The sequence below is a fragment of the Bacillus sp. FSL R7-0166 genome, assembly GCF_038008935.1.
Classification (GTDB): Bacteria; Bacillota; Bacilli; order Bacillales; family Bacillaceae; genus Bacillus; species Bacillus altitudinis.
Map to the genome: position 1 here is coordinate 2,186,573 of NZ_JBBPAC010000001.1, position 25,463 is coordinate 2,212,035.

Below are 25,463 nucleotides of genomic sequence, written 5' to 3' on the forward strand. Positions count from 1 at the left end.
CTCACATCAATAACAGAATCAGTAGTAAACCACTTAGAAAACCAAGACTTCTCACCATTTTTTCATTTTTTGCTTGGGCAACTTCAGCTTCTTTTTCCTCTGATTCCAAATGGCCTAAAGCTAGCTTGATATATTTTTGCTGAGCCGTCACATCATGCTGACCAAGGGTTTCTCCAAAGTGCTTCAGCGCCTCATATTCGCCTTTTTTTAATACGGTTTTTTTCCATACATCCTCTAGACTTTCATTCCATGCATGCCTCGCAGAAAAAGTTCCGACGTTGAGTTTTTCTGCAAATTGTTCAAATAGCCGATTCACAGGCGGTCCTACTTGGGACGCAATTTGGTCAGCGGCTCTAGCTAAAGGAGTTTGACCATACATAATTTCAGCTTCAAGAGATTGGAGTGCAAATCGGAGCTGGCGGATTTGCTTTGGCCGATCACTGTACCGCTTCGCAAACTCGAATCCTCCCCATGTCGTAGCCGCAACAATGAAAATAGCACCAATAAGCTTTAACATACGTCCACTCCCCGCCTCCGCTTCAGCTCTTGTCCATCTTGGTCAAATATCCGTCCGATCGTGCCAGGCCCTTTTTCTCTATTTAATTCCACATATCGCTCAAACACACGAAGCTGCCATAACGGTTCAAATGATGGCCGTTTAGATAAGTCTTCAAGTGAATACCCATGAGCTGAGACGATAATGGTGACTCCAGCATGGATTGCTTCTAACAGTGCCTGTACATCTTCACTTTTTCCGATTTCATCGACAATGATGACTTCCGGGCTCATGGATCTGATCATCATCATTAATCCTTCAGCCTTTGGGCACGCATCAAGTACATCAATCCGGTGCCCAAAAGAATGCTGCGGCACTCCTCTTATACAACCTGCGATTTCAGAGCGTTCATCTACAATCCCTGTTTTTCTAGGAGAAATGGCTGTTGTTCCTGTACTGACAAGACGTGCTAGATCACGCAGCAATGTCGTTTTCCCGGTTTGCGGCGGACCTATAATCAGTGTGTTACACCAATGTTTTTCATATAAATAAGGGAGAAACGGCAGAGCAATTCCGATCTTCTCTTTTGCGATGCGAATATTAAATGAAGAAATATCTCTTAAGCCTTTGACGAATCCATTTTCGACGATGACCTTTCCAGCAAGCCCAACCCGATGTCCGCCAGATATGGTGATATAGCCCTGTTTTAACTCTTCCTCAAGTGTGTACATGCTGTAATTACTGAGCCTGCCTAATAGCTGAGCCGCATCTTCACCTGTTGTATGATAGGAAAGAAAGCGGGGTTTTCCTCCTTGCATCAGCTCAATTGGGCGATCGGTGCGAATGCGGATTTCTTCTATTTGCGCCCACTCTGCTTCTTTTAACATGCTGAGTTCTTGTCCAATTGAGTGCGGGAGAATATCCAACAAACTCCGCAACGAATTCCCCTCCTTTTTTTCTTCTCTAAAATGTATGATGCATGCCGTTAATTATGCCAAGCCATTTCACTTATAAATTCCAACAAGAATAAATACGACACCAATGAAAATAAACACAAGCTTCGCATAGGATAACTGCCCTGCAATTTGATAGATTCCAATCGTCATCGTGATAATAAAAATGAGCGGCCCGATAATCGCTAATATACTATTGATGACAACCGCTTTACGCACATCATTTGTCACTAAAATGAGGATGGCGGCCGTCAGTTCAATCGCGGCAGATAAAAACCTCATCCCAGCCATGGCAGCGACTGATGGGTGTATACCCGGGAGAAATTGTTTCATATAGAACCTCCAGCTTTTTTTACACTATATGCTTCACTAGCTAGAAGTAGTCTTGTTTTTCAAAAGGAAGAGAGATGGATGAGAGAATAGAGTAAGGGGTGTCATAACGAGGCGTCCTATTTTTCAAATAAAAAAAGACTGTAAACACGAGGTTTACAGTCTCTCTGTTCATTACGCTCTTGAAACGTATGAACCGTCAGATGTATTGATCACTAGTTTATCACCTTGGTTCACAAAGAAAGGAACGTTCACGATTAAACCAGTTTCTGTTTTTGCAGGTTTTGATCCACCTGATGTTGTATCGCCTTTAATACCAGGCTCTGTTTCTACTACTTCTAGTTCTACAGTGTTTGGAAGTTCTACTCCAAGTGTTTCATCACCGTACATGACGATTTGAACCGACATATTTTCAAGCAAATATTTCAGCTCATCTTTGATTTGCGCTTCGCTTAGTTCAAGTTGTTCGTATGAGCTTGTATCCATGAATACATGCTGATCGCCATTTGCATATAAATATTGCATTGTTTTTGTTTCAATTTGAGCTTTCGCTACTTTTTCACCTGCACGGAATGTTTTCTCTTGAATCGCACCTGTACGCAGGTTACGCAGTTTCGAACGGACAAACGCTGCGCCTTTTCCTGGTTTTACGTGTTGGAAATCCACTACACGCCAAATACCGCCGTCCACTTCAATTGTCAGGCCTGTACGAAAATCGTTTACTGAAATCATTTTGTCATCCTCCTACATTTCACCATCATAATATGATAAGTTCTTTCGGTGAGTGGGTCAATCGTTTATTGCCGTCAGCTGTCAGGACGATATCATCCTCAATTCTCACGCCGCCGACATCCGGCAAGTAAATGCCTGGTTCAACTGTCACAACCATTCCCTCTTCTAACACGACATCTGAGCGCGAGGAAAGGCCAGGTGCTTCATGTACTTCCATACCAAGACCATGTCCAGTCGAATGCCCGAAGTATTGACCGTAGCCATACTTTTCAATGATGTCTCGTGTGATGCGATCAGCTTCTTTTCCTGTTAAGCCTGGCTTGATTTTATCCACACCAGCGTTTTCTGCTTCTAATACGATATGATAAATTTCCTTTAATTTGTCGCTTGGTGTTCCTACAGCAATGGTTCTAGTCATGTCTGAACAATAGCCTTTATAATAGGCACCGAAATCCAGTGTCACCAAGTCGCCAGATTCAATCACCTTTTCGCTCGCTCTCCCGTGTGGCAGGCTTGAACGAACGCCAGAGGCAACAATCATATCGAATGAAGATCCTTCTGCCCCTTCTTTTCTCATGAAAAATTCAAGCTCGTTCATGACCGCAATTTCTGTCAGACCCGGCTTGATGTACGTGAGAATATGATCAAAGGCATGATCTGCAATCTTCGCAGCTTCCTCTAATATCTTAATCTCTTCATTAGACTTAATCAAGCGCAACTTTTCAACTGATTCCGAGACTGGAACAAGCTCGATACCGCTTGCTTTCCCCGAGTACTGCTGGTAGGTGGCAAATGTCATATGGTTTTGTTCAAAACCAAGACGTTTCACCCCAAATTCGTTTGCCGTTTGGACAGCAGTTTCCACAATGTTTCCTTTATGTTCAATGATGTCATAGCCCTTTACTTGATCCTTGGCTTGCTCCGTGTAACGAAAATCCGTAATAAAGGCGGCTCGATCCTTTGAAACGATGGCAAGACCGGCTGATCCAGTAAAACTCGTCATATAATGTAAATTAAAGCTGCTCGTAATCACTAAACCATCTATGTCTAATTCAGCTAAAAGTTTTCTTAGTTTTTCAAGTTTCATGATACTGCTCCCCCTTCACTGACTAAATAACGAATCGCCAATTTATATCCTTCTAAACCAAGTCCAACGATTTGACCTTGGCATACTGGAGCAAGAACCGAATGATGGCGGAATTCCTCTCTCTTATGAACATTTGTGATATGTACTTCGATGACAGGTAACGTAATACTTGCAATGGCATCTCTCAGTGCATAGCTATAGTGGGTAAAAGCACCCGGGTTAAACACGACGCCATCATACTGATCTTCTGCTTCATGGAGCGCATCGACCAAATCTCCCTCGTGATTCGATTGAAAGAACGTCAATTGAATATTTGCTCTTTCTGCAAACTGAAACAAATCCGTTTCTAAATCTGTTAATGTTTTACTTCCATAAACTCCTGGCTCTCTCTTGCCGAGCCTATTTAAGTTGGGCCCATTCAGCACTAGAAAATGAGGCATATGACCACTCCTTCACCCTAATTCACTCTATATCGATGTCTGTTTCTTTTTCCTTAGAAACCTTTCGTTTCCAAAAATAATTTTATCATATGAATGGTGGATTTACACTTTATTCTGTCTTTTTCCCGAGTGCCCTTGCAAGCTTCTGACTCGTTAATTCATTGTATTCAAATGAAATACTGTACCCGACAAACATGCCATATAAAATATATAGGCAAAATGTCGTCACAATGGTGCTTTGCTGCAAATCTTGCACTTGCTTCACATCGGGGAATATAGGATTAAATACATAAAAAACAAGCAGCCACAAAACCCCTCCATAAATCAGTCCCATCCAAAAACCTTTGATCCGTTTGAGCAGTCCATAATAAATAAAGGCTGCTCCAATAGATAAAATCCCTAAAAGAACAATACTCATAAATGTACCAAGTCCGCCTTTTTTCCATTCACCAAGCACAAATGGCTGCAACAGCATATTTGGACTCACCTCTGAAAAATGAAACATATGGGTCAGAAATCCGATAAAGCCCCAAAAAACTCCGCCGACAAAACCTGTGGCTGCTGCCCTTGCCACCATTGAAGACATTTGTACTGATTGATTTTTTTCTTCTTGGTTTTTCTTTTCATCACGTTTCATATGAACACCTCCAGCAAGTAGTATGTCCAAAATGTCATGAAAAAAAAGGATTTCCGTGCGAGAGTGTAAAATTTTTATAACAGGGTATACTGGCTAAAAAGAGGTAGATAGAATTCTAGTAGATAATCGACCTGTGAGCTAGTGATTTCCCCTCTTTTCCTGTACAATAAAGGTATAAGGAAATGCATGTAAATTACAGGAAACAGGCAGGTTGATGAAATATGTCCAATCAAACAAAACCTCCAGCATATGGAGGGCAGGCAGTTGTGGAAGGTGTCATGTTCGGAGGTAAAATGAACTATGTGACAGCGATTCGGCGTAAGGATGAGTCGATTGAGTTTTTAAAGCTTCCCCGGACCTCCAATAAACGAACCGCCTTTCTTAAGAAAATCCCTTTTGTCAGGGGTGTTGCTGCACTTGTTGAAGCAAGCGCAAACGGCAGTAAGCACTTAAACTTCTCCAGCGAGCGCTATGACTTAGATCCTTCTGAAGATCATTCTCTTGAAAAAGAACAAAAAAGCTCGAAATTATCAATGATCTTCGGCATTGCTGTGATCGGAGTTCTCTCTCTTCTTTTTAGTAAATTTGTCTTTACTTTAGTGCCTGTCTTTTTAGCTGAACTTGTGCGTCCGGTGTTTTCTGGAAACTTCGCACAAATTGCAGTGGAAACATTCTTTAAATTGATCCTGTTATTAGGCTATATTTACTTTATTTCCATGACCCCTTTAATTAAAAGGGTATTTCAATATCATGGGGCAGAACATAAAGTCATAAACTGCTATGAACAGAATCTTGACATCACAGTGGAAAATGTCCAAAGCCAATCTCGCCTGCATTATCGATGCGGCAGCAGCTTTATTTTATTCACTGTCATTGTCGGCATGTTCGTCTATTTACTCGTACCGACAGATCCTTTATGGGTGAGAGTTCTGAATCGCTTGGCGCTTATTCCGGTTGTTCTGGGCATTTCATTTGAAGTGCTTCAGCTCACAAACAAACTCCGTGACGTGCCAGTGCTTAAAGTGCTTGGCTATCCTGGCCTTTGGCTGCAATTGCTCACAACAAAAGAACCCTCTGATGATCAAGTCGAGGTAGCCATTGCAAGTTTTAATGAACTTCTTCGTTTAGAGGAAGCATCTGCGAAACAAGCATCAGATTCTTCTCATCAAGTGATCTAGTTTATAAATCCGGTAAATTCTTTCGGAGGTGGACAGTTATGAATCGCCGAGTACATCCTGCTTTTACCATTATTTTCGCTTTAGGTGTTTTGGGATTTGTGTATTTACTCACAACGAATCCAAGCAGACTCTTTACAATGCTGCTATCAGTTGTGATCGTTGGAGCGGTTCTATTTTTCTTATTTAGATGGCTGATGAATCGAAGAACTGGAACAGAAGGAAATCTTTATCGTAAAGCAGTCAAACAATCAAAACGTCGCTACCAGCAGCCTAAACCAAAAACGAAAAGCCAGATGAAAAACCGGGTCACTCATTTGCGAAGCGTGCCGACTGACCACAAGTCTAAGCCCGTCCTTCTCAAAAAGAAAAGCCAAACACATTTGACAGTCATTGAAGGCAAGAAAAACAAAAAGAAAAATCGCGCCTTATTTTAAAATGTCCAGCTCTTTAAAAATTGCTCGGCCTTCTGTCTGCCTAGATCGACGAGCGCCTTTTTCTTTTCTGTCATCAGCTGAAAATCAGTGGCAATGACGTGTTCTACAGGAATAAAAATAATATGACGTTCGTGTTTTGTGGCAATATGTCTTTCGTCATGAGCACCACGCATCGTTTCAAATAGAGCGCCAAACAGTTCAAACGCATTGCGGATGGAATGTTGAGGGCGTTCTTTTTCGTTTGGGGTTAATGTGACACCGACAAACGGTCTTTTTTTCTCTTCAGCAAAAAGCCAAATCGGAAAGTTGCTGAGCACGCCGCCATCCACTATGGTACAAATTCCTTTTGAAGACCTCAGTTTGACAGGTTCGAAAAAATACGGCAGACTGCAGCTCATCCGAATGGCTCTGGCGACAGAAAACCGTTCTGGATTTAACCCATAGGAAGGAAGGTCATCTGGAAGGACAAGGATTTTGCCATTTGTTAAATCAGAAGCGACGATTTTGAGCGTATCTTTTTTCAGATCCCCGAATACGGTGACGCCTTTTCGTTTTAACACGTCTGTCAGCCATTTTTCTAGACGGTCACCTTTGTAAAGGCCAAGACGCCAATAAATAGACACCCACCTGAGCATTTTAAACGGAATGAATTGACACCTTCGATCAAGCAATTGATGCTCATCCATTTCGTCTAACAGCTCCCGAATCTCCTGACTCGTAAAACCCGCTGCGATGAGTGAAGCAATGATCGCTCCCGCACTTGTTCCAGCGAGACGGACAAATTGAAACCCTCTTGCTTCAAGCGCTTCATAGGCGCCTGCAAGTGCTGCACCCTTAATGCCTCCACCTGAGAACACACCATCTATCTTCATCAAGGAGCCCCCTTTTCTGTCACACTATTAATAGTGTAGGAGCATTTGCCTTTCATTAGAACTATATTCAAAAAGGACACCCATGCTAAGGGTGTCCTTTCAGCGTGTAGACAAACCCTCGCATTCGGTGTCAGTCCTGCGCTCCGGTGCTTACGAATGTCAAATTCGCTCCGCTCCGATGCTCGTCCTTCTTAGACTGCAAAGGTTTTCTTTCACGCTGAAAAGAAGACAAAGAGCTAAAATAAAGTACATTTTACCCCTTTGTCAACAATTTAAAAGGACACCCTTCGACAGGTGTCCTTTTTCTTAAGATTCTTGATTTGTTTGTTCGTTTTTCTTTTGAATCGCTTTCAGCTGAACGGATCGCTCATCGTTTTCTTCAAAGAATTGGACAAGGTCGCCGATGCGGTCAATGCTGTTCCAGCTGAGATGATGCTCAATACCTTCTACATCATCATAAATTTTCTCTTCATCTACACCAATGATTCTTAAAAATTGCTCTAGCAGTTCATGTCTGTATACGAGACGTTTTCCAATTTTTTTGCCTTTCGGGGTTAAAATTAGACCACGATATTTCTCATAAATGAGGTATTCATCTTTATCTAGCTTCTGAACCATTTTTGTTACAGAGGAGGGATGGACAGCGAGGGCTTCTGCAATATCAGATACTCTTGCATATCCTTTTTCTTCTATCAGCATATAAATTTGTTCAATATAATCTTCCATACTAGGTGTAGTCATAAAACCCCTCCAAAATGCACCTTTACTTAATAATCATAACAATTCTACACCATCGCCCATTAAAAAACAAGAAGAGTCCTTCGTCTTAACGCTTGTAATTCCAATCATCTGTGGCGTATTTCGTTTTGGCGAGGTGATGAACAAATGCCAACTCTTCATCTGTCAGCTCATAAGGCACAAGCTCGATATTTAATCCTTTTTCAAACCCTCGTTTAAATGCAACACGCGCATCGTCTATCGTACATGTTCGATCTGAAATTTCATTGATCGCCACCGCTTTGTTTTTAAAGCTGCGCTGCATCCGCTCTCTCACCCGGTCATTTGGATACAGAAATAAATCAAACAATTTATCCTCATCAAGATCAATTAAAATCGAGCCATGCTGGAGGATCACACCTTTTTGCCTTGTTTGCGCACTGCCTGCTACTTTTCTGCCTTCTACAACAAGCTCGTACCATGAAGGCGCATCAAAACATACAGACGATCTTGGATTTTTTAAGCTTTCTTTTTCTTTTTCTGTACGAGGAATGGCAAAATACGCATCGAGTCCCAGTTCTTTAAAGCCCTCTAAAATCCCTTCTGAAATGACGCGGTATGCCTCTGTCACCGTCGCCGGCATCTCTGGGTGCTCTTCTGACACGATGACACTGTAGGTCAATTCCTGATCATGAAGAACGCCGCGGCCTCCTGTAGGCCTGCGAACAAATCCAAGACCATAGCGCTCAACCGCTTCCATGTTGATTTCTTTTTCAACATGTTGAAAATATCCAACAGATAATGTCGCTGGATTCCAACCATAAAAACGGATCACAGGCGGGATCAGCTTCTCGCTATGCCAATAAAGCAAGGCTTCGTCCATTGCCATGTTAAAGGCAGGGTCTTGGTTTCCTGTATCAATGAAACACCATTTCTCTTTTTGCATATAAAATCCCTTCTCTTTTACGTAGTCAACGTTAGATGACGGTGGTGACCACCGATTTTCTCTCTTCATCAGTCTATCAAATAGGGAAGGAATTGAAAATAATTCTTACCATTTATGATGACAAGTTTCTTTTGCTTTACTATAATAGTATTTGTCTAAAACGTACCATCAGACAGGTGACTGTGCTGATGCTCAAGAAGGAGTCGAGTCGTATTGCCAATATTCAACTATATCGTCCTCTCACTTTGTGGACTTTTCGTTCTTTATTCCATCGGCAGTTACATTTATCAGCAGCGCATTATGAAAACGCTGACGGAAGCAGAATTTATCAAAGGTTACCGCAAAGCCCAACTCATTGATGTGAGAGAACCAAATGAGTTTGAAGGTGGACATATTTTAGGCGCAAGAAACATTCCCCTTTCACAATTAAAGCAGCGCAAAAATGAAATACGCCCTGACAAGCCTGTTTATCTCTATTGCCAAAATAATTTGAGAAGCGGAAAGGCTGCTCAAACGTTACGTAAAAATGGCTGTCGTGAGATTTATAATTTAAAGGGCGGCTTTAAAAAATGGGGCGGCCGCATTAAAACAAAGAACTAACAAAAAAGACTCTGGGAGCTATTGCCCCCCATGAGTCTTTTTATTTTCTTTCAAAAACCAGCACTGGATTCCGTGCAGCCTTTGTTTCATCCATTCGTTTCACAACGGTTGTATGTGGTGCTTCCTGTACGATTTCTGGGTTCTCTTCCGCTTCTTTTGCAATTTGAATCATCGCTTCAATAAATGCATCGAGGGTTTCTTTTGATTCTGTTTCAGTTGGTTCAATCATGATACATTCCTCTACATTGAGCGGGAAGTAAATCGTTGGCGGATGATAGCCAAAATCAAGTAATCGTTTGGCAATATCCAGTGTCCGCACACCTAGTTTCTTTTGACGTTTACCTGAAAGGACAAATTCATGCTTACAGTGGCGGTCAAATGGCAAATCATAATGAGCACATAAGCGGCGCATCATATAGTTTGCATTCAACACCGCATGATCAGTTACAGCCTTTAAGCCGTCTGGTCCCATAGAGCGGATATACGCATACGCTCTGACATTGATACCAAAGTTCCCATAGAACGGTTTCACACGGCCGATGGATTCTGGACGATCGTAATCAAAGAAATAACGACCTTCTTTCTTCACAAGCACTGGCTTTGGCAAATATGGAATCAAATCCTTTTTCACGCCAACTGGACCTGAACCAGGGCCTCCTCCTCCGTGTGGACCTGTAAAGGTTTTATGAAGATTTAAGTGAACCACATCAAATCCCATATCCCCCGGTCTTGCTCTGCTTAATACGGCATTTAAGTTCGCTCCATCATAATAGAGCTTCCCGCCTGCTCCGTGGACGATTTCAGCCATTTCTAAAATATTTTCTTCAAAAAGGCCAAGTGTATTTGGATTTGTGAGCATGAGAGCCGCCGTTTCTTCATTGACAACACGGCGCAGGTCGTCTAAATCGACAAGCCCATGTTCATTAGATGCCACCGTAATCGTTTCAAATCCAGCCACTGTTGCAGATGCGGGATTTGTTCCATGAGCAGAATCAGGCACGATGACTTTTGTTCGTTTATGATCTCCTCTTGCTTCATGGTATGCACGAATCATCATGAGCCCCGTCCATTCGCCATGTGCTCCTGCCGCAGGCTGTAATGTCACGGCGTCCATTCCTGTAATTTCTTCTAAATGGTCGCCTAAATCATAAAGTAACTCTAATGCACCTTGCACAGTGTCTGCCTCTTGAAGTGGATGCACATGCGAGAAGCCTGCAAGACGTGCCACCTTTTCGTTAATCTTTGGATTATATTTCATCGTACAAGAGCCTAGAGGATAAAAGCCAGAATCGACCCCGTGATTACGCCTAGATAATGCTGTGTAGTGACGCATAATATCCAGCTCAGAAACCTCTGGCAGCTCCGCATCTTCATGGCGGATATACGTTTCATCAAATAAATCTGGGAGCTTCTCCTCAGGTACGTCTAAATCAGGCAGGCTGTAACCAATTCTTCCTTCTTTGGATAATTCAAAAATAAGCGGCTGATCTTGTTTATTCATGACGATCCCCCAATTCCTTGATGAACGTATCAATTTCTTCTTTTGTTCTTAGTTCTGTCACAGCGACGAGCATATGCTGCTGAAGCTCTGGATAATCCCGTCCCAAGTCATATCCGCCGATGATTCCTTTTTCAAGTAATCGTTTATTGGCTTCTTTCACAGGTTCATTCAGTTTCAACACAAATTCATTAAAATGAGCGCCCTCTATTTCAGCCTGTAACCCGTGTTTTTCTGCCTGCGTCTTGGCATAATGGGCTTTTTGTACGTTTTGATAGGCAATGTCTTTGATACCTGTTTTTCCAAGCGCCGTCATCGCAACAGAAGCGGCTAACGCATTTAATGCTTGGTTTGAACAAATATTTGAAGTCGCTTTGTCTCTTCGGATATGCTGCTCGCGCGCTTGAAGGGTCAGCACAAATCCTCGCACACCGTTCTCGTCTTCTGTTTGTCCGACTAAACGCCCCGGCACTTTCCGCATTAATTTTTTCGTCACAGCGAAATATCCACAATGAGGTCCGCCAAATGCAGCTGGAATGCCAAATGGCTGCGCATCACCAACGACAATATCTGCCCCAAGCTTTCCTGGAGGTGTCAGTAAACCAAGTGCAAGCGGGTTACTTGAGACGATGAACAGACTTTTCCCTTTATGTGCAATCGGTTCAATGTCTTTTAACGGTTCGACAACACCGAAGAAGTTTGGGTATTGTACAAGGACCGCTGCTGTTTCCTCGCAGACGGCTTCTTCTAATGCAGCTAGATCGGTCTGACCTTTTCGCGCAGGTACCTCGACGACTTCAATATGCTGTCCTTTCGCATATGTTTTCAGCACCGCTCTTGATTCAGGATGAACCGTTTCAGAGACCACAATCTTTTTCTTCTTTGTATGTCCTGCAGCCAGCATCGCCGCTTCAGCTAATGCCGTTCCGCCATCATACATCGAGGAGTTGGCAAGATCCATACCGGTCAGCTCAGCAATCATTGTTTGAAATTCAAAGATTGCTTGCAATTCACCTTGAGAAATTTCAGGCTGATAAGGTGTGTACGCTGTATAAAATTCAGAACGTGAAATCACATGGTCTACAATCACAGGCTGGTAATGATCATACACACCAGCACCTAAAAACGAGGCATAGGCCACTGTATCTTTATTTTTTGCAGCAAGACGAGACAATTCCCGCACTAGCTCTATTTCAGATGCGGCTTCTTTGATGTTGTATGCACCTTTGAATCTGACTTTCTCTGGGATATCTGAGAAAAGCTCATCAATCGACTGAACACCGATGACATCCAGCATTTCTTTTTGATCTTGCTCTGTTTGCGGCAAATACCTGTGCTTCATCCTCTATTCCTCCTCGTTATTTGGCTCTTTTATAAAATGGTGTGGCGACGATTTTGGCTTTTAGACGTTTTTTACGAACTTGCACTTCCACTTCTGTCCCAAGCTGCGCCTCTGATGTTTCAATCAATGCAAGCCCAATATTTTTCTTTAATGTTGGAGATTGTGTACCGGTTGTGACTACACCAATCTGCTTATCTCCTGAGAAGACCGGATAGTCTGTCCGCGGTATCCCCTTATCTATCATTTCAATCCCGACAAGCTTTCGCTTCGGACCTTCTTCTTTTTGTTTTTTAAGTGCATCTTTTCCGATAAAATCTGCTTCTTTATCCGTTTTAACAGCAAAACCAATGCCGCCTTCTAAAGGAGAAATATCCTTCGTGAGCTCTTGGCCATAAAGCGGGAGTCTTGCTTCAAATCTTAAGGTGTCACGTGCACCGAGTCCACATGGAATCAGTCCTTTCGGCTGTCCGGCTTCTAATAAAGCGGTCCAAAGGTGAACAGCATCTTCTGACTGGCAGTAGATTTCAAAGCCATCTTCTCCTGTGTAGCCGGTTCTTGAGACAAGCACCTCTTTTTGCGCAATGATTGCTTTTGATAAAAACGTAAATGGCTTCAATGACGTTACCTCTTCATCCGCAACATCTTTGATGATGTCAGCAGCAAGAGGTCCTTGAAGGGCTAACAAGGCGGTTTGATCAGAGACATTTTTAATGAAAACGTCTTCCTCACCTTGATGTTTCAGCAGCCAATCCACATCTTTTTCAATATTTGAAGCATTGATCACAAGTAAATAGTTGTTCTTTTCTTTTTGGTAGACAAGCAGATCATCCACCGTTCCGCCATCTTCATAACACATGGCTGTATATAGTGCCTTACCGTCTGTCAGCTTTGACAGATCATTGGTTAATAACCTTTGTAAAAAAGGAAGGGCTCCCTGACCTGTGACTTCCACCTCACCCATGTGAGACACGTCAAACAGCCCTGCTTTTGTTCGAACAGCTTCATGTTCTTCTTTAATGGAAGAAAATTGGACAGGTAATTCCCAGCCCCCGAAGTCAATGGTTTTTGCGCCAAACGTTTCATACGCATGAAAAAGCGGTGTTCGTTTCAACATCAATCGTTTCCCCCTTTTTTCTTACAGTGCACATCACAAGCTGAATTTTCAGAAAAAAATCACAGCAAAAAAGGACAGAGCGCTCCCTTTTATCAAAAAGAAGTCTCTGTCCTTGCACCTGAAAGTTTACAGCACAACATCATTGTGCGTTTTCCCCTTTGGTGGTTTGCTAAAAATCGCTGCGCAAACACTCTCCAGAGTTGCGTCCGGTAAGAGTACTTTTGCCTGAGAGATTCACTGAACCAATTCAGCTTGCTCCTTCGGCGCCTGTCAGTGCAAAATAACCGCTAGGTCTCTCCCCATACCATCATCCGCTCATATTCTTCACCTTTATTGGACATACTATCAAAATGGGTGACTTATTCTCTAGATCACTTACCAACATCCTACCATTAGAATTGGATGAAGAGCAACAGAAAAATCATTAACATTTTTAAAATAATCATTCATTATCGTTCGCTTTTATTGATATATAACATCTTTTAAATCGCTATGAAAAAATGAAGCGTTTAAAAACAGAACGATTTTATCATCACTCTACCAGAAAGGCAGGCGGTCACATTGAATATTCAAACGATATTTGATCAAAAATGGGCAAGTGAATTTCAAAAGCGGCTTACAGCAGACGGTCCCTGGGCGAATTGGGATATGTACCGTTTAGCAGCACAGGTACAAAAAGTGACAGCCATTGATTCATTTGAAGGACTGCAAGCACCTGCGCACCTGCCTGCATTTACTCCTTTAAAACACCAGCTCGAAGTCGCTAGAAGAGTCGTAGAAGAGATGAATGGGAAAGCCATTTTAGCAGATGAAGTGGGTCTTGGAAAAACCGTTGAAGCAGGACTGATTATCAAAGAATACATGATTCGCGGACTTGCCAAGAAGATTCTCATTCTCGTACCCGCCTCCCTTGTGTCCCAATGGGTACAAGAACTGCGGACGAAATTTTACATAGATGCTGTCGAGCAAAAGAAGAGCTATGTGTGGGAGCAGTGCGATGTTGTGGTTTCCTCAATTGATACAGCCAAAAGACAGCCACATCGAGATACGATCTTATCCATCTCCTACGATATGGTCATTATTGATGAAGCACACAAACTGAAAAACAATAAAACGAAAAACTATGAGTTTGTGAGAAATTTGAATAAAAAGTTCTGCTTACTGCTCACAGCCACACCTATCCAAAATCGGATAGGAGAAATTTTTAATCTCGTTTCTCTGTTGAAGCCAGGCCATTTAGGTAATGAAACACAGTTTAAAGACCTCTTTGCCAAAAAAGACCTTCAACTTGAGGATCATGACCGGCTAAAACAGTTAGTCAATAAAGTCATGATTCGGAACCGGAGACAAGACACTGGCATCGAATGGTCAAAGCGGCATGTAAAGACGATTTCTATTGATTTCTCCCCGACAGAACAAGCACTATATGATGAAATTTGTAAGTTAAAAGAAAACCCTTCCTATACGAAGCACATGTTTTCAATTATGACCTTAGAACGAGAATGCTGTTCGAGTCGTGAGGCCGTCTATATGACCATTAAAAAAATGCAAGAAGAGGAAAAACACATTCTAGGTGCTTCTGCGATGATGCACATCATGGAGAAAATCAACCAGGTAGAACAAAATTCTAAAGCACTTGAAGTCGTTAAACTCATTCAACAATTAAATGAAAAAGTCATTATCTTCACTGAATACCGCGCGACACAAATTTATTTGCAATGGTTTCTCCAGCAAAACGGCATCAGTTCGGTTCCTTTTCGAGGCGGGTTTAAACGTAGTAAAAAAGACTGGATGAAAGATTTATTTAGAGAGCGGGCGCAAGTTCTCATCGCAACAGAAGCAGGCGGCGAGGGGATCAACCTTCAATTTTGCAACCAAATCATCAACTACGACCTTCCGTGGAACCCAATGCGCTTGGAACAAAGAATTGGACGTATTCACCGGCTCGGTCAAGAGCGGGATGTCCACATTTACAATATGGCAACAAGCGGGACAGTCGAAGAACATATTTTAAAACTTTTATATGAAAAAATTCAGCTGTTTGAAAACGTCATTGGCGATCTAGATGATATTTTAACCCGAATTGATATCCAAGATGCTGAAACAGAATTGCATCAAATTCTCTTCCAGCACGAGTCTGACGTAGACATGAAAAAGAAATTAACCCAATTTGCTTCCTATTTAACAGAAGCACAAACACCGCTTTTAGAAGAAAGACAGCAAGGTTCATAAAGGAGAGTTGACCAATGGAGCAGCGCGAGATTCACACATTTCTTCTCCGTTTCTTTCAGGCAAATCAATGCGACATACTTGAAGAAAGTGCAGGGCACATGACCGTACAGCTGACAATCGAAATGGATAAATTGATCATGAACCGTCCTTTTTATTGGCATTGGCTCGAAAAAACGGGAGGCGTACCTGAGCCACGGCAATTGACTTTGATCACCGATCAAAAAAAAGCTGATGACTCGGTCGAAGGAGAATTTGTCCACTTCGGCTCCCCTCGTTTATTCCAAATATTCGAGGTTGTGAAACAGCAAGGCCGTTTTATTCGGCTGTATGAAAAAGTCAGACCGCTCACAAACAGCCAGATCGCACTGGAGCCGTGGCTTGGTCTCAATGTCAAAATATCCTATCTGGCAGACCGTAAAAAAGACAAACTGCTGTCTCTTGGACTTCATCTAATACGCGGAGAAGTCATCGAACAATTTCAAGAGAAGCTAGAAGCACGTGAGCTATCGTCTCAAATTCCTGATTATTGCTTCACAATGAGTACGATGATTAAGCCAGAGAGCGGCGTCAAACGGCTTTACAGCCTGATGGAACGTTATGCCAATGAAGAGCCGGATGATTGGGCGGTAAGAGCTGTTCAAAAGTGGAAAGAAGACTCGGAACTTTTAAACCAATTTTATGAAGGGACTTCAGACACATCTGTAGAATATGAAATAGAAAGACAAGCACTTAAAACTTTATACGAACCAAAAATCAGTCTTACGATTGAAAATGGCGGACTTTTTTACTTACAGCAAAAAAGAGGGGGCTGACTTAGCATGTCTCCCTCCCTTTCATGTGATATCAAATTTTCGATCAATCAAAAGCAACGTTTGTCTGTTTGTATTGGGCGGAAACATGACGCAAGCAATCTATGAGGTCTTATCACCTGTGTTTTTCCATTTCATGCGTTAAGTGCCTGAAATACACGATTCAGTATTTTAGGAGGGTATTTGTATGGAAAAGAAAACGAAGTTATTAGACAGTGAATGGGTTCAATTATTACGCGAAGCGCGCAAAGCAGGACTAACAGTAGAAGAAGTCCGTCATTTTCTCAAATCACGCGAAAAGTCCTCTGAGTCTCCCCCTATGGCAAGAAGTCATTCTATCAAACCTTTCTGAATGTGCTATAATATCGAAAGGAAGGTGATGACATTGATTGGCCAGCGTATTAAACAATACCGCAATGAAAAAGGCTACTCACTATCAGAACTGGCCGAAAAGGCTGGGGTAGCGAAGTCTTATTTAAGTTCAATAGAAAGAAACTTGCAAACAAACCCCTCCATTCAATTTCTTGAAAAAGTCTCCGCTGTTCTGGACGTCTCGGTTCATACACTGTTAAACGAAAATGATGAAACCGAATACGATGGTCAATTAGATAGTGAATGGGAAAAACTAGTTCGAGATGCAATGACATCAGGGGTTTCGAAAAAGCAATTTCGTGAATTTTTAGATTATCAAATCTGGAAAAAAAAGCAAGAAGAGGAGTAATGCGCATGTTTTAGCGCATACTCCTCCAATTGCTATGCAGATCTTGTTATCAGTCTAAAGACTGACTTTATTTTTTATCTTCGCTGTGTGCTTTTTCGTTTTCTTTCACGTAGCCTTTTTCATCCGTATGCTTTTTTGGATTGATCGTTAAACCATTCCACTGAGTCGCTTCGAAGGAAAGATCAATTTGAATCGCATCGCCTTGGTATTTATTTTGGATATAGTGACCCGCTTTATCCTTCGTCTGGTCATTGACAAATTCAATGATCATTTCCATTTTATCGTAATCAAACGGATTCTTTGGAATGCCGTCATACTCTGGAGCTGTTGACCCATCAACGGTGGCAACATTAATTTTACCACTTTCATGTAAAAACTTCTCATCGACGGCATGACGAAGCTTTTCAAATGCGGTCTGATCCTGCTTTGACGTTAATAGATGCAGGTCAAGCAGGTTTGCATGGTCTAAAATAATATTTTTCGGGTATCCATTCCCACCTTCGGCTCCAACCGTTAGAACACTCACCTGAAATTGGCTGAGGAATTCTTCAGCTGTATTCTTCCCGCCATTTTTCGCTGATGTTCCATCTTGAAATTGGCTATAATCAAGACTCATCAGGACTTGATTAATTGCAAGAGACCCTTTATTTTCAAAATTAAATTCCTTCTTTATACGGTCACCGGGTTTTATGTTCGCAAGGTTGATGGCGCCGGAATTCTCTTTTGCAGATAGATTCAGCTCTCCTGTAGAGTAGACCGCGTTTGCCGTCTCAACATCATTAAATGCAGCCCACGTTCCCCCTCCAATTAAAGCAAGACCTAATGCTCCCGATAAAACACCTAAACGAATTGATTTTTTCATTGCCATGATTGAACCCCCTAATAAATTGTTTTATTGAAACCTGATTTAGGTTACAAACGAAAATTTATGCTTGTTCCTCTGACATATGTAACTCAGCCGTATGTCTTCGATGTTTGGCAGCACCAACAAAATGAATGGTTGAATAAACAAGCAGCATCACCCCTGGAATGATGAGCAAAAGAGCGGTCCCAGCAGAAGTTCCTGCATACGAAAGAAGCTTTCCTGCATAAGGAATGTTCACTCCCGTATACTGCGCAGTCACTTGATTCGCTTTGACCAGCGTGCCGTCTTGATACATATTGTGGTCTCCTTTTGTCTCAAAGGCTTTATTTACTCCTTTTCCTTTCACCCCAACAATGCGGTGAGTCACAAAGGATTGGTCTTGCTTCGTTTGAAACGTAATAATATCCCCTTTTTTGAGTGTTTCAGGTGAGGTGACATGTTTCACGACAATCAATGAACCAGTCGAAAATTCCGGTTCCATTGATCCAGATAATACTTGCTTGAACTCATAACCAAAAATCTGAGGATCTCCTCCTGTTGTTCTTGATGACAACACGACAATAATACACACAATCATCATCGTGAAGACCAGCGCGTAAAGAATACTCCCAGACATTTTCATCCACTTTTTCATACCTTTCTCCCCTTTACATATCATGTTTCATTCAGCAGGCAATCCCTATTTAGGACGCCTTTTCTTGACAGTTCGAAAGCTGCATATGTTGAGACGTAAAGAATGGCTTTTCAGAACCACCAAACCCTTTAGGATAATAGATTTTAAACAAATAGATTCCATTTGTTTTTGCTTTAACTGCCGTGACAGTCGTCGTTTCTTCTGATGAGAGGGACTGTATAGCACCTTTTTCAATAACATGGCCATCTTGTAATGGCATCTGAGCACTCTCTACTTTATACAGTTCCCACTTCCATTCAGAGTGCGCGATGGGTTGTCCAATATTTTTTAGTGACATGCTCAACTTTTGAGGCGCACAGACTGTCCCCTCAATGATCGTTTGATCGATCAGTTTCAAATGGCTTCTATCCCATTTCTTCGGCTGACAATGCTGATCTGTCTCTTCGAAATTTTCACATGTTTTCATGACAAAATTCGAATGCTCGACATCGTTAAAAGAAGCATTAGTAGACGTAATAAAAAAAGAAGTGAAAATCAAACAAATAGCACAAAATAGTACAAAGAGCGGCTGTTTCATTGATTCTTTCAACTCCTTGAACAATTGTTCTTTAAAAAGAACGATTACACTCAGTATAAGGAATTACCTATAAAATCCAAAACGTCAAATTAGTCCATTTTGTTCTTAAACAAGAACATTACCGAGAAAATTCTTCCATTTTCTCATTCTTTCGCCATATTCAATATTTTTTTCTGTGACATTTGTACTTCTTAAAAATTTACATAAAAGTGCAGGATTTGGTCAGGATAATAATTGGTGAGGTGATGTTAGTTGAAATATGGAAGAATCATGATCATGCTCAGTTTACTGTTAAGCCCTTCGATCCAAAGCGCCCATCTAACGGAGGCAAAAGGAATCACTGCTGCCGCAGATCAATGGGAAACAAGGGCAGTCAAAGAAGCAAAAAAACGGTATCCGTTAGCACATGTTTTATTCAAACAAAAAGTGTGGGATCGGCACCGGGAGAAAGAATCCGTGAAGCAATATCATATTACATTGAAAGATCAGGCCAAAGAATTTGGGGTATATGTCACCATTTCCTATAACCCATACTCGAACAAGGTCAATAAAGTCATTGTTGTGGAAGAATACAGCTAAAATGGCATTAAAAAACCGCCTGCTGGCGGCTTTTTACTTTTGTCGATGACGTTTTTTTAGCATCATTGAAAAGCCAAAAGGCAGAACACCGAATAAACGCTGAGAAAATGGTGGTTTCGTCTCCATTTTTTCCTGTTTATGTTCTTTCCGCTCGTCACGTGGTGTATTCATATATTTAATAATTTCCTGCGTCATATATTTTACATAATCATTTGTCTTCATCGAACACTCACCTCTTCTTCCTTAAAGTGTTACCAAGAAGAGTATCGTTTTATACACTCGCTAATGAGTGCTGATCCATTGATTGATTTCTCCTGTCTCCTTATTCATCTCTAGTTCCCGCTCGTCAGTTACACCACCCTTTGTCTCGATGTTAACCAAGAGGCGGACTAGCTTTTTTCTGTCATCGCACCCAATTCGCTTCAACGTCACTCGACCTTCTTCTGTGACAATTGGGCTCAATGGCTGATTACAAATACGATTTAATTTGTTTGCAGCTTCACTTAGACCTAAACGAAATAACTGCTGTTTTTGATAAAAAGAAATCGTGAGCTCTGCACTTTTCAACTCTTTTTGAAACCCAATGGTCATCGAGCCTAGAATCAATAAAAATAAAAGAATGACAGCAAATACGTGAGGATAAATAAACCCGTCTTCTCTTTTCACGTTTTAGGAATCACTCCTTTGCAAGTGAAAAAAACAGCTTCATGTACTTGACCAAATACATCTGTGACTTGGAGAGTGGTGGTTTGCTCTTTTGTTCTTACATGGAATTGTTTCACCTTTTGTAATAAAGGGAGATGGCCTGCCTGATCCGTTCGTTTACGAAGCATCTCTTGATACGGCTCAATCGTCACCACTCGCCCTTGATTAGAAATATACTCCAGTGCTGTTCCATTTTTCACCGCTCTTACAGCGACAGCACAATTTAGATCCTCCTCTAATTGCAGGACCGTTTGTTTCCACTCCATTTGCGAAAATTTGTTGATTTCTGCAAACGGATGAGCTTTTTCAACAATTGATAAAAGCAGCATGCAGCCAAAAGAAAGCAGCAAAAATAGCTGCAATTGCCATATTGCTTGAGCGAGTGTAAAGCCTTGTTCATCGCTCCAAATGTCGAAAGCAAATCGTCTTCTTTTTTTGTACTTTGTATGAAACACATCCCTTCTCCTGACCCCAAATGAATTCATATGTGATCTGGCCTCGTTTCTTTGTACTTGTTTTCTTTTGACCTTCTATAAAAGCTTTATTCATATACTCATGTAAAATTTGATTAGCTTCCAGTTTGGCTCTTAATTCTTCTTTCCCTATTGTCAGTTTTTCAAAGGATGGCACGAGCACAAGAGCAGCAAATAGAAAGAGGTGGCAAGAAAAGAGCATCTCAAACGTACTAAATCCTTTATTGTTGCTGAACATGAATCCGCCCGCTCCCTAAGTAAATCGTGAGTTTATATATTTGACTGCCAAATTGAACAATGAGAGAACCGCCGCTATTTGGATGTCCGTTTTTATTAAAGTGAAGGCCTTTTTGAAATGTGGATTGCTTGATGGTGCCTTTTTTATGTGGATTAGAAGCAATGATCTGCTCACTATTCTGCTCGATGACTTGATAAGATACATTGGTCGGGTGAAACTCAACAGTTACTCGTGTTTTTTTAATAAATGCAGTATAAGATGCCAATTGAAGATCTTGTTTTAGCAAGTTCACTTGCTTTTTTGCTTCAGCACTTTCTAATATTTTGGGAACTTTTCCACCTATTATCGATAATAAGATAGAGAAAATCATGACGATCAAGAGCTGCTCAATGAGTGTAAATCCTTTCTCCTGGAAAAGCGATTTATTCATTTTTCACATCCCCATTTTGAATGAAAATTGCCTTTCCATTCGGACAAGTTAATCCCTTTTTGACATAGCCTTCTTTTTCTAATTCAGCTAAAGATGGCGTCTTGCCGTCATGCTCTAATTCATATGCCATTACCTGTGTACTCACCATTGATTTCAGCCCTTCACAGCCCTTTGCTTGAATGCTTTGATGATGCCGAGTGATATTTGGAATGGTGATCAATAAAAGAATGGAGATCACAAGCATAACAATTAACATTTCTAACAGTGTAAATCCTTTATCATTCATGCTTTAGTCCTCCTTTTCACACTTGTTCCATTAGTTGATACATTGGTAAAAGAATAGATAAATACACAATGAGTATAAGAAATGCTGTTAAGCCATAGATGACAGGCTGCAGCCATGAAACCCATTTTTCAATTTTCAATTCTGCATTCTCTAAAAGAAATTGACTATATGTGTACATTTCTCTTGCTAGCATCCCACTTGCTTCCCCATGCTTAATGACAGCCGCAAAATGCCTTTCGAAAAAAGGAGACCGGCTTATTTGATGTTCCATACTCTCACCTTTTCTTAACTCTCCTATCATTTGTTCAGACATTTCTTGAAGGAAGGGTAAATAGGTCTGCTGTTTAAAAGCTTGCAAACTTTCGTAAATCGATAACCCAGCTTGAAGAAGTCCGCTTAGCTGAAGGGAAAAAAGATACGTATGCATCAGCTGCACCCCTTTAAATACCACCGGCAGCCTGCTGATGACTTTCAGTTTCTCAAGGGTCGATTTTTTCTTAAAAAAAAGCTCATAATATCCAAAAAGACAGATACATATACAACCGATCATGAGCAGCAAAGCGTGTAGGAATTGAAAGAGGCCAAACATTCCTTGAATGAGCCATGACATGCTTGTATTCATAGATGAATATAATAAAGAAAATTGAGGGACGATCATTTGCTGAACAATGATGAGCACAACAAAAACCGTAAACATAAGAAAAATTGGATATCGTAACATGCGCTTGAATGTGTCTATCTGCATAATTTTTCTCTCTAAAAAACGGGCGCTTTGTTCAAGAGCTCGCGCTAGGCTGCCATGTTTCTCTGAAAAACAAAGAATAGCGACGGCTTCCCGCTGAAAATGAAGTCGCTCAAGCACAACGTAAAAAGGCTCCCCTTCAAGCAGCCACTTAATGCCTGGCGTTAAACGCTGTTGCTGTTTTTTTGATAATTGAATATTCACCATCGTTAGTGCATCAACCAATGTATATCCGGCTTGAATCAATTGAGCCAGTTTCGATAAGAATTCAGCTTGTTCTTTTTTAGACCAGGCTTTAGAGGCTCGCTTCTTCATAAACCCATCGATGATATGTGCTTTTTGATAAATAGCCGAGTGCCACTCCTTTCCGAATTAATCTTTGCAGTGTTTCGTATGACGAATGAGCGTATTCACCTTTTGCCTCTTTGATACACTCACCAAGCTCCTTTCCGTAAAGCAATTCAAATACATTTGTTCGTCTGACTGGCCGATTTAGTTTGCAATAAAGCTCACACGTTTCGCCGCAAAATGGACATGCGAGTTCGATTAACCGCTGAGCAGCAATGGCAACCATTGTTTGTTCGAGTTCATTCATCGTCACACCAAATTCGAGCATTCGATAAAGAGCTCCTTTTGCATTCTTTGCGTGCAGTGTGCTCATGACTAAATGACCTGTCAAAGCTGCTCTAATAGCTGTTCTCGCTGTTTCCGCATCTCTTATTTCTCCAAGCACAATCATATCTGGATCATGTCTTAAAATAGCGCGTAAACCTGCCGCATACGTGATACCAGCTTTTTCATTTACTTGAACCTGCAGCACTTCTTCATTTCTTGTTTCCACAGGATCTTCAAGGGTAATAATATTTCGATTAAAATGTTTTTTGGCAAACTGGATCAATGAATAAAGTGTTGTCGTTTTCCCTGAATTTGTTGGTCCAGTAAATAAAATGAGCCCATGCGAATGATTCAGAAACGATAATAATCTCGCTGAAGCCTTCGGGAACAGTGACAAATACTTTGTTTTCGGAACATGATCCTGCGGTAAAATCCGAATCACTAAACTTTCATCATTTACAGTCGGTAATGTAGAAAGCCGAACAAACACTTGACCGCGTCTTAACATCACAGCCAATGATCCATTTTGTGGTCTCCTTCTTTCACCAATATCCATAGAAGATAAAAATTTGAAATGAGCAATGAGCCGCTCTCCGCTCTTTTTGTCAATGATCCGCTGCTGAATGAGGTCAGCGTCTACACGAAAAGAGACTGAAGCTTCCTTTTCTCTCGGAACAATATGCACATCAGATGCTCTCATGCGGCACGCCTCTTCTAGCAGCTCTTGCCCCAAATATTCAATACCATACAAGTGTGTTCACTCCTTTCAGTGACCATATTGTATGATGGTGGAACGTGCCTGACAAAAACGTATTTCATGATTTTCATGACTGAAGAGGGTTAAAAATGTTCAATTTGAGGTGTATTTCATCTATAAATAACAGAAAGACATATCAAAAAATTTGACTTTTACAACAACGGGTTCCGTTCAGAGGAGAAAATAAAAAAGAAGTGCTACTGGCACCTCTTTTTTGATGATCATCATTATTTCATTTTGTTCTTTCATTATGGATGATCTGTTACAAGGAGGTGTCTCCAAATTTAATCCTCCTTAATAGGTTACTGATTTGAAGATAAAGAATATCCTTTCGTGTCTGATTTATGGATAAAAAAAGAGACCAAATCTGTATGCGAATTGGTCATCTCATCCATATGCTCATTATATTGTTTCTCCTTGTCAACGTACCCGTTACTTTTACTAGTAACATTTTTTGGTTCACGTTGCTTCTTGCTGCTCTTCAAAGATACGAAAGCCTCTTTTTTCTAAAGCTTTTGCAAGGCTGTGTTCAGTATTTACTTTTGAGAAATCAATGCCGAGTTTCACTACAGTTTGAGCGATTTCTGGTCGAATGCCTGATATAATCGTCTCAATTCCTAGCAACTTCGCACTATCAACCACTTTAAACAGCTGATAAGCAACCATCGTATCAACAACAGGAACGCCAGATATATCAATAAATAAATGGGTTAGACGCAGTCTAGATGCCTGTTCTAGTACTGATTCCAAAATGATTTTCGCCCTGTACGTATCAATTTCGCCAATTAGCGGCAAAATACCGATCTCTTTTGAAACTGGAATAACAGGCGCACTAAGCTCTTGAATCATTTCTCTTTGTGCATTAAGCTGATTGATTGTCACGCGGTCATACTCTTCTGATAAACGTGCAATCATGTCATCAAATGTTGCGTGAAAATGCTGATTCCAATCGCACACATCTTTGAGTGTCACTTCAAGCTCCGTTTGTTGTGTAAAGGTCTCAATTCTGGAACAAAAAATGTGGCGGAACACCTTAAATTGTCCGATGATTTCATATAAAGGTACTTCATGAACAGCTCGATCGCGGGCAATATCAACTGACCACTTTTTTAGATGGTCTTCTACTTTATCTGATAGCGTGACTAACGTTGCTGCAATCGTTTGAATAAATGCTGTGTTTTGTTCTTTCAGCTTCTTTTCTGTCTCCTCTGAAGCATGTTTGGAATATAATGAGCCTTCTTCTGTTCTTGTTTTCAGCCATTCTTCGGTCATGACAGGGGCTTCTTTAAGAATAAATTCATATAATTGCTCAGATTTTTCATTTTTCATTTCTGTCGTTCGCTCCTTTTTCACTTACAACTAGTGACAACCAACTTTTTATGTATAAATGACCGCAGATGGTGAACAATAGCATTACACGTTTC

Annotated in this window: 33 protein-coding genes and 2 riboswitches; of the genes, 8 read left to right on the plus strand and 25 right to left on the minus strand. The window is 41.1% G+C overall.

Annotation, left to right across the window (positions count from 1 at the left end):
• Nucleotide 1 precedes the first annotated feature (1 nt).
• From spoIIIAB to NST01_RS11230, 7 genes are all read right to left on the minus strand, one after another.
• Nucleotides 2–517, minus strand: a complete 516-nt coding sequence (gene spoIIIAB, locus NST01_RS11200; RefSeq protein ID WP_007501189.1) for a stage III sporulation protein SpoIIIAB — start codon at nt 515–517, stop codon at nt 2–4.
• Nucleotides 511–1,434 carry a stage III sporulation protein AA gene (spoIIIAA, locus tag NST01_RS11205; RefSeq protein ID WP_041091756.1) on the minus strand — a complete coding sequence of 308 codons (924 nt, stop codon included), beginning with the start codon at nt 1,432–1,434 and terminating at the stop codon, nt 511–513. The genes spoIIIAB and spoIIIAA overlap by 7 nt, the downstream gene beginning before the upstream one ends.
• Nucleotides 1,435–1,500: 66 nt before the next feature.
• A complete protein-coding gene (locus tag NST01_RS11210) occupies nt 1,501–1,782 on the minus strand; it encodes a YqhV family protein (RefSeq protein ID WP_017367580.1) in 282 nt (93 codons plus the stop codon).
• Between the two features lie 171 nt (nt 1,783–1,953).
• Complete coding sequence (gene efp, locus NST01_RS11215; protein WP_007501192.1) at nt 1,954–2,511, minus strand: elongation factor P; 558 nt, start codon at nt 2,509–2,511, stop codon at nt 1,954–1,956.
• A 25-nt stretch (nt 2,512–2,536) separates the two neighbouring features.
• Nucleotides 2,537–3,598 carry a M24 family metallopeptidase gene (locus NST01_RS11220; RefSeq protein ID WP_007501193.1) on the minus strand — a complete coding sequence of 354 codons (1,062 nt, stop codon included), beginning with the start codon at nt 3,596–3,598 and terminating at the stop codon, nt 2,537–2,539.
• Complete coding sequence (gene aroQ, locus NST01_RS11225; protein ID WP_007501195.1) at nt 3,595–4,038, minus strand: type II 3-dehydroquinate dehydratase; 444 nt, start codon at nt 4,036–4,038, stop codon at nt 3,595–3,597. The genes NST01_RS11220 and aroQ overlap by 4 nt, the downstream gene beginning before the upstream one ends.
• A gap of 109 nt (nt 4,039–4,147) precedes the next feature.
• The gene (locus NST01_RS11230; RefSeq protein WP_035702799.1) at nt 4,148–4,675 is read right to left on the minus strand and encodes a YqhR family membrane protein; all 528 of its coding nucleotides are present in this window, start codon (nt 4,673–4,675) and stop codon (nt 4,148–4,150) included.
• Between the two features lie 221 nt (nt 4,676–4,896).
• On the opposite strand from NST01_RS11230, the gene NST01_RS11235 reads away from it, so the two are divergent.
• Together NST01_RS11235 and NST01_RS11240 are read left to right on the plus strand one after the other, a co-directional pair.
• Nucleotides 4,897–5,853 (plus strand): DUF1385 domain-containing protein, encoded by a 957-nt coding sequence (locus NST01_RS11235; protein WP_046527015.1) that lies wholly within the window; start codon nt 4,897–4,899, stop codon nt 5,851–5,853.
• Between the two features lie 38 nt (nt 5,854–5,891).
• On the plus strand, nt 5,892–6,287 hold the full coding sequence (locus NST01_RS11240) for an SA1362 family protein (RefSeq protein WP_007501201.1): 396 nt from the start codon (nt 5,892–5,894) through the stop codon (nt 6,285–6,287).
• Here NST01_RS11240 and NST01_RS11245 read toward each other — a convergent pair.
• The 3 genes from NST01_RS11245 to NST01_RS11255 all read right to left on the minus strand — a co-directional run bounded on the left by NST01_RS11245 (nt 6,284) and on the right by NST01_RS11255 (nt 8,822).
• Complete coding sequence (locus NST01_RS11245; RefSeq protein WP_008342205.1) at nt 6,284–7,159, minus strand: patatin-like phospholipase family protein; 876 nt, start codon at nt 7,157–7,159, stop codon at nt 6,284–6,286. The genes NST01_RS11240 and NST01_RS11245 overlap by 4 nt on opposite strands.
• 306 nt (nt 7,160–7,465) lie before the next feature.
• Nucleotides 7,466–7,900, minus strand: a complete 435-nt coding sequence (gene mntR / locus NST01_RS11250) for a transcriptional regulator MntR (RefSeq protein WP_003215946.1) — start codon at nt 7,898–7,900, stop codon at nt 7,466–7,468.
• An 85-nt stretch (nt 7,901–7,985) separates the two neighbouring features.
• A complete protein-coding gene (locus tag NST01_RS11255; RefSeq protein WP_017357972.1) occupies nt 7,986–8,822 on the minus strand; it encodes a lipoate--protein ligase family protein in 837 nt (278 codons plus the stop codon).
• Nucleotides 8,823–9,041: 219 nt separating this feature from the next.
• On the opposite strand from NST01_RS11255, the gene NST01_RS11260 reads away from it, so the two are divergent.
• Nucleotides 9,042–9,422, plus strand: coding sequence for a rhodanese-like domain-containing protein (locus NST01_RS11260; RefSeq protein WP_024718853.1), 381 nt, complete (start codon nt 9,042–9,044; stop codon nt 9,420–9,422).
• Between the two features lie 40 nt (nt 9,423–9,462).
• Here the strand turns inward: NST01_RS11260 and gcvPB are convergent, their stop codons facing one another.
• Genes gcvPB through gcvT form a run of 3 tightly spaced genes read right to left on the minus strand, consistent with a single transcriptional unit; the run spans nt 9,463 to nt 13,376 of the window.
• Entirely contained in the window at nt 9,463–10,923 is a 1,461-nt protein-coding gene (gene gcvPB, locus NST01_RS11265) for an aminomethyl-transferring glycine dehydrogenase subunit GcvPB (RefSeq protein ID WP_017367585.1), read from the minus strand.
• Nucleotides 10,916–12,262: an aminomethyl-transferring glycine dehydrogenase subunit GcvPA gene (gene gcvPA, locus NST01_RS11270; protein ID WP_065460690.1), complete on the minus strand. Its 1,347-nt coding sequence runs from the start codon at nt 12,260–12,262 to the stop codon at nt 10,916–10,918. Before gcvPA ends, gcvPB begins: the two co-directional genes overlap by 8 nt.
• A gap of 16 nt (nt 12,263–12,278) precedes the next feature.
• Entirely contained in the window at nt 12,279–13,376 is a 1,098-nt protein-coding gene (gene gcvT, locus NST01_RS11275) for a glycine cleavage system aminomethyltransferase GcvT (protein WP_072367814.1), read from the minus strand.
• 104 nt (nt 13,377–13,480) lie between these two features.
• A riboswitch (glycine riboswitch) is annotated at nt 13,481–13,576 on the minus strand.
• Nucleotides 13,577–13,579: 3 nt separating this feature from the next.
• Nucleotides 13,580–13,687, minus strand: a riboswitch (glycine riboswitch).
• 250 nt (nt 13,688–13,937) lie between these two features.
• Here gcvT and NST01_RS11280 point away from each other — a divergent pair.
• The 4 genes from NST01_RS11280 (at nt 13,938) to sinR (ending at nt 17,138) form a co-directional block, all read left to right on the plus strand.
• Nucleotides 13,938–15,608, plus strand: a complete 1,671-nt coding sequence (locus NST01_RS11280) for a DEAD/DEAH box helicase (protein WP_008342199.1) — start codon at nt 13,938–13,940, stop codon at nt 15,606–15,608.
• Between the two features lie 14 nt (nt 15,609–15,622).
• Complete coding sequence (locus NST01_RS11285; protein WP_017367588.1) at nt 15,623–16,420, plus strand: YqhG family protein; 798 nt, start codon at nt 15,623–15,625, stop codon at nt 16,418–16,420.
• 184 nt (nt 16,421–16,604) lie between these two features.
• The gene (locus NST01_RS11290) at nt 16,605–16,769 is read left to right on the plus strand and encodes an anti-repressor SinI family protein (RefSeq protein ID WP_008342197.1); all 165 of its coding nucleotides are present in this window, start codon (nt 16,605–16,607) and stop codon (nt 16,767–16,769) included.
• Nucleotides 16,770–16,802: 33 nt separating this feature from the next.
• Nucleotides 16,803–17,138: a transcriptional regulator SinR gene (gene sinR, locus NST01_RS11295; RefSeq protein ID WP_017357978.1), complete on the plus strand. Its 336-nt coding sequence runs from the start codon at nt 16,803–16,805 to the stop codon at nt 17,136–17,138.
• A gap of 67 nt (nt 17,139–17,205) precedes the next feature.
• On the opposite strand, the gene tasA is transcribed toward sinR, so the two are convergent.
• From tasA to tapA, 3 genes are read right to left on the minus strand one after another with little or no spacing between them, the layout of a single operon-like run.
• On the minus strand, nt 17,206–18,006 hold the full coding sequence (tasA, locus tag NST01_RS11300) for a biofilm matrix protein TasA (RefSeq protein ID WP_035390805.1): 801 nt from the start codon (nt 18,004–18,006) through the stop codon (nt 17,206–17,208).
• Nucleotides 18,007–18,064: 58 nt separating this feature from the next.
• Nucleotides 18,065–18,637 carry a signal peptidase I SipW gene (gene sipW, locus NST01_RS11305; protein WP_017357979.1) on the minus strand — a complete coding sequence of 191 codons (573 nt, stop codon included), beginning with the start codon at nt 18,635–18,637 and terminating at the stop codon, nt 18,065–18,067.
• Between the two features lie 49 nt (nt 18,638–18,686).
• On the minus strand, nt 18,687–19,214 hold the full coding sequence (gene tapA, locus NST01_RS11310) for an amyloid fiber anchoring/assembly protein TapA (protein WP_046527018.1): 528 nt from the start codon (nt 19,212–19,214) through the stop codon (nt 18,687–18,689).
• 252 nt (nt 19,215–19,466) lie between these two features.
• Between tapA and NST01_RS11315 the strand changes: the two genes are divergently transcribed.
• Nucleotides 19,467–19,793 carry a DUF3889 domain-containing protein gene (locus tag NST01_RS11315; RefSeq protein WP_048001387.1) on the plus strand — a complete coding sequence of 109 codons (327 nt, stop codon included), beginning with the start codon at nt 19,467–19,469 and terminating at the stop codon, nt 19,791–19,793.
• Between the two features lie 33 nt (nt 19,794–19,826).
• On the opposite strand, the gene NST01_RS11320 is transcribed toward NST01_RS11315, so the two are convergent.
• The 9 genes from NST01_RS11320 to NST01_RS11360 form a co-directional block, all read right to left on the minus strand.
• Nucleotides 19,827–20,015, minus strand: a complete 189-nt coding sequence (locus NST01_RS11320; protein WP_008360237.1) for a YqzE family protein — start codon at nt 20,013–20,015, stop codon at nt 19,827–19,829.
• A gap of 60 nt (nt 20,016–20,075) precedes the next feature.
• Nucleotides 20,076–20,459: a competence type IV pilus minor pilin ComGG gene (locus NST01_RS11325; protein ID WP_035702776.1), complete on the minus strand. Its 384-nt coding sequence runs from the start codon at nt 20,457–20,459 to the stop codon at nt 20,076–20,078.
• Nucleotides 20,456–20,953, minus strand: a complete 498-nt coding sequence (gene comGF, locus NST01_RS11330) for a competence type IV pilus minor pilin ComGF (RefSeq protein ID WP_341041932.1) — start codon at nt 20,951–20,953, stop codon at nt 20,456–20,458. The genes NST01_RS11325 and comGF overlap by 4 nt, the downstream gene beginning before the upstream one ends.
• A complete protein-coding gene (gene comGE, locus NST01_RS11335) occupies nt 20,895–21,209 on the minus strand; it encodes a competence type IV pilus minor pilin ComGE (protein ID WP_035702773.1) in 315 nt (104 codons plus the stop codon). The genes comGF and comGE overlap by 59 nt, the downstream gene beginning before the upstream one ends.
• Entirely contained in the window at nt 21,193–21,639 is a 447-nt protein-coding gene (gene comGD / locus NST01_RS11340) for a competence type IV pilus minor pilin ComGD (protein ID WP_035702770.1), read from the minus strand. The genes comGE and comGD overlap by 17 nt, the downstream gene beginning before the upstream one ends.
• A complete protein-coding gene (comGC, locus tag NST01_RS11345; protein WP_008342186.1) occupies nt 21,632–21,925 on the minus strand; it encodes a competence type IV pilus major pilin ComGC in 294 nt (97 codons plus the stop codon). Before comGC ends, comGD begins: the two co-directional genes overlap by 8 nt.
• A 16-nt stretch (nt 21,926–21,941) precedes the next feature.
• Nucleotides 21,942–22,982, minus strand: coding sequence for a competence type IV pilus assembly protein ComGB (comGB, locus tag NST01_RS11350; protein ID WP_341041933.1), 1,041 nt, complete (start codon nt 22,980–22,982; stop codon nt 21,942–21,944).
• Nucleotides 22,963–24,033, minus strand: coding sequence for a competence type IV pilus ATPase ComGA (gene comGA / locus NST01_RS11355; RefSeq protein WP_017357987.1), 1,071 nt, complete (start codon nt 24,031–24,033; stop codon nt 22,963–22,965). Before comGA ends, comGB begins: the two co-directional genes overlap by 20 nt.
• Before the next feature lie 465 nt (nt 24,034–24,498).
• Nucleotides 24,499–25,368: an STAS domain-containing protein gene (locus NST01_RS11360; RefSeq protein WP_007501231.1), complete on the minus strand. Its 870-nt coding sequence runs from the start codon at nt 25,366–25,368 to the stop codon at nt 24,499–24,501.
• Between the last annotated feature and the right edge of the window lie 95 nt (nt 25,369–25,463).

Bases quoted from the DNA above. Each gene is read 5' to 3' on its own strand.
- NST01_RS11255 (WP_017357972.1), bottom strand. From the start codon at position 8,822: ATGCAAAAAGAGAAATGGTGTTTCATTGATACAGGAAACCAAGACCCT.
- comGB (WP_341041933.1), bottom strand. From the start codon at position 22,982: ATGAAGAAGCGAGCCTCTAAAGCCTGGTCTAAAAAAGAACAAGCTGAA.
- NST01_RS11320 (WP_008360237.1), bottom strand. From the start codon at position 20,015: ATGAAGACAAATGATTATGTAAAATATATGACGCAGGAAATTATTAAA.
- gcvPB (WP_017367585.1), bottom strand. From the start codon at position 10,923: ATGAATAAACAAGATCAGCCGCTTATTTTTGAATTATCCAAAGAAGGA.
- comGD (WP_035702770.1), bottom strand. From the start codon at position 21,639: ATGAATAAATCGCTTTTCCAGGAGAAAGGATTTACACTCATTGAGCAG.
- sipW (WP_017357979.1), bottom strand. From the start codon at position 18,637: ATGAAAAAGTGGATGAAAATGTCTGGGAGTATTCTTTACGCGCTGGTC.
- tapA (WP_046527018.1), bottom strand. From the start codon at position 19,214: ATGAAACAGCCGCTCTTTGTACTATTTTGTGCTATTTGTTTGATTTTC.
- NST01_RS11240 (WP_007501201.1), top strand. From the start codon at position 5,892: ATGAATCGCCGAGTACATCCTGCTTTTACCATTATTTTCGCTTTAGGT.
- spoIIIAB (WP_007501189.1), bottom strand. From the start codon at position 517: ATGTTAAAGCTTATTGGTGCTATTTTCATTGTTGCGGCTACGACATGG.
- NST01_RS11210 (WP_017367580.1), bottom strand. From the start codon at position 1,782: ATGAAACAATTTCTCCCGGGTATACACCCATCAGTCGCTGCCATGGCT.
- efp (WP_007501192.1), bottom strand. From the start codon at position 2,511: ATGATTTCAGTAAACGATTTTCGTACAGGCCTGACAATTGAAGTGGAC.
- aroQ (WP_007501195.1), bottom strand. From the start codon at position 4,038: ATGCCTCATTTTCTAGTGCTGAATGGGCCCAACTTAAATAGGCTCGGC.
- mntR (WP_003215946.1), bottom strand. From the start codon at position 7,900: ATGACTACACCTAGTATGGAAGATTATATTGAACAAATTTATATGCTG.
- gcvPA (WP_065460690.1), bottom strand. From the start codon at position 12,262: ATGAAGCACAGGTATTTGCCGCAAACAGAGCAAGATCAAAAAGAAATG.
- comGC (WP_008342186.1), bottom strand. From the start codon at position 21,925: ATGAATGATAAAGGATTTACACTGTTAGAAATGTTAATTGTTATGCTT.
- NST01_RS11230 (WP_035702799.1), bottom strand. From the start codon at position 4,675: ATGAAACGTGATGAAAAGAAAAACCAAGAAGAAAAAAATCAATCAGTA.
- NST01_RS11285 (WP_017367588.1), top strand. From the start codon at position 15,623: ATGGAGCAGCGCGAGATTCACACATTTCTTCTCCGTTTCTTTCAGGCA.
- NST01_RS11220 (WP_007501193.1), bottom strand. From the start codon at position 3,598: ATGAAACTTGAAAAACTAAGAAAACTTTTAGCTGAATTAGACATAGAT.
- NST01_RS11360 (WP_007501231.1), bottom strand. From the start codon at position 25,368: ATGAAAAATGAAAAATCTGAGCAATTATATGAATTTATTCTTAAAGAA.
- NST01_RS11290 (WP_008342197.1), top strand. From the start codon at position 16,605: ATGGAAAAGAAAACGAAGTTATTAGACAGTGAATGGGTTCAATTATTA.
- comGE (WP_035702773.1), bottom strand. From the start codon at position 21,209: ATGTTCAGCAACAATAAAGGATTTAGTACGTTTGAGATGCTCTTTTCT.
- NST01_RS11245 (WP_008342205.1), bottom strand. From the start codon at position 7,159: ATGAAGATAGATGGTGTGTTCTCAGGTGGAGGCATTAAGGGTGCAGCA.
- NST01_RS11235 (WP_046527015.1), top strand. From the start codon at position 4,897: ATGTCCAATCAAACAAAACCTCCAGCATATGGAGGGCAGGCAGTTGTG.
- tasA (WP_035390805.1), bottom strand. From the start codon at position 18,006: ATGGCAATGAAAAAATCAATTCGTTTAGGTGTTTTATCGGGAGCATTA.
- gcvT (WP_072367814.1), bottom strand. From the start codon at position 13,376: ATGTTGAAACGAACACCGCTTTTTCATGCGTATGAAACGTTTGGCGCA.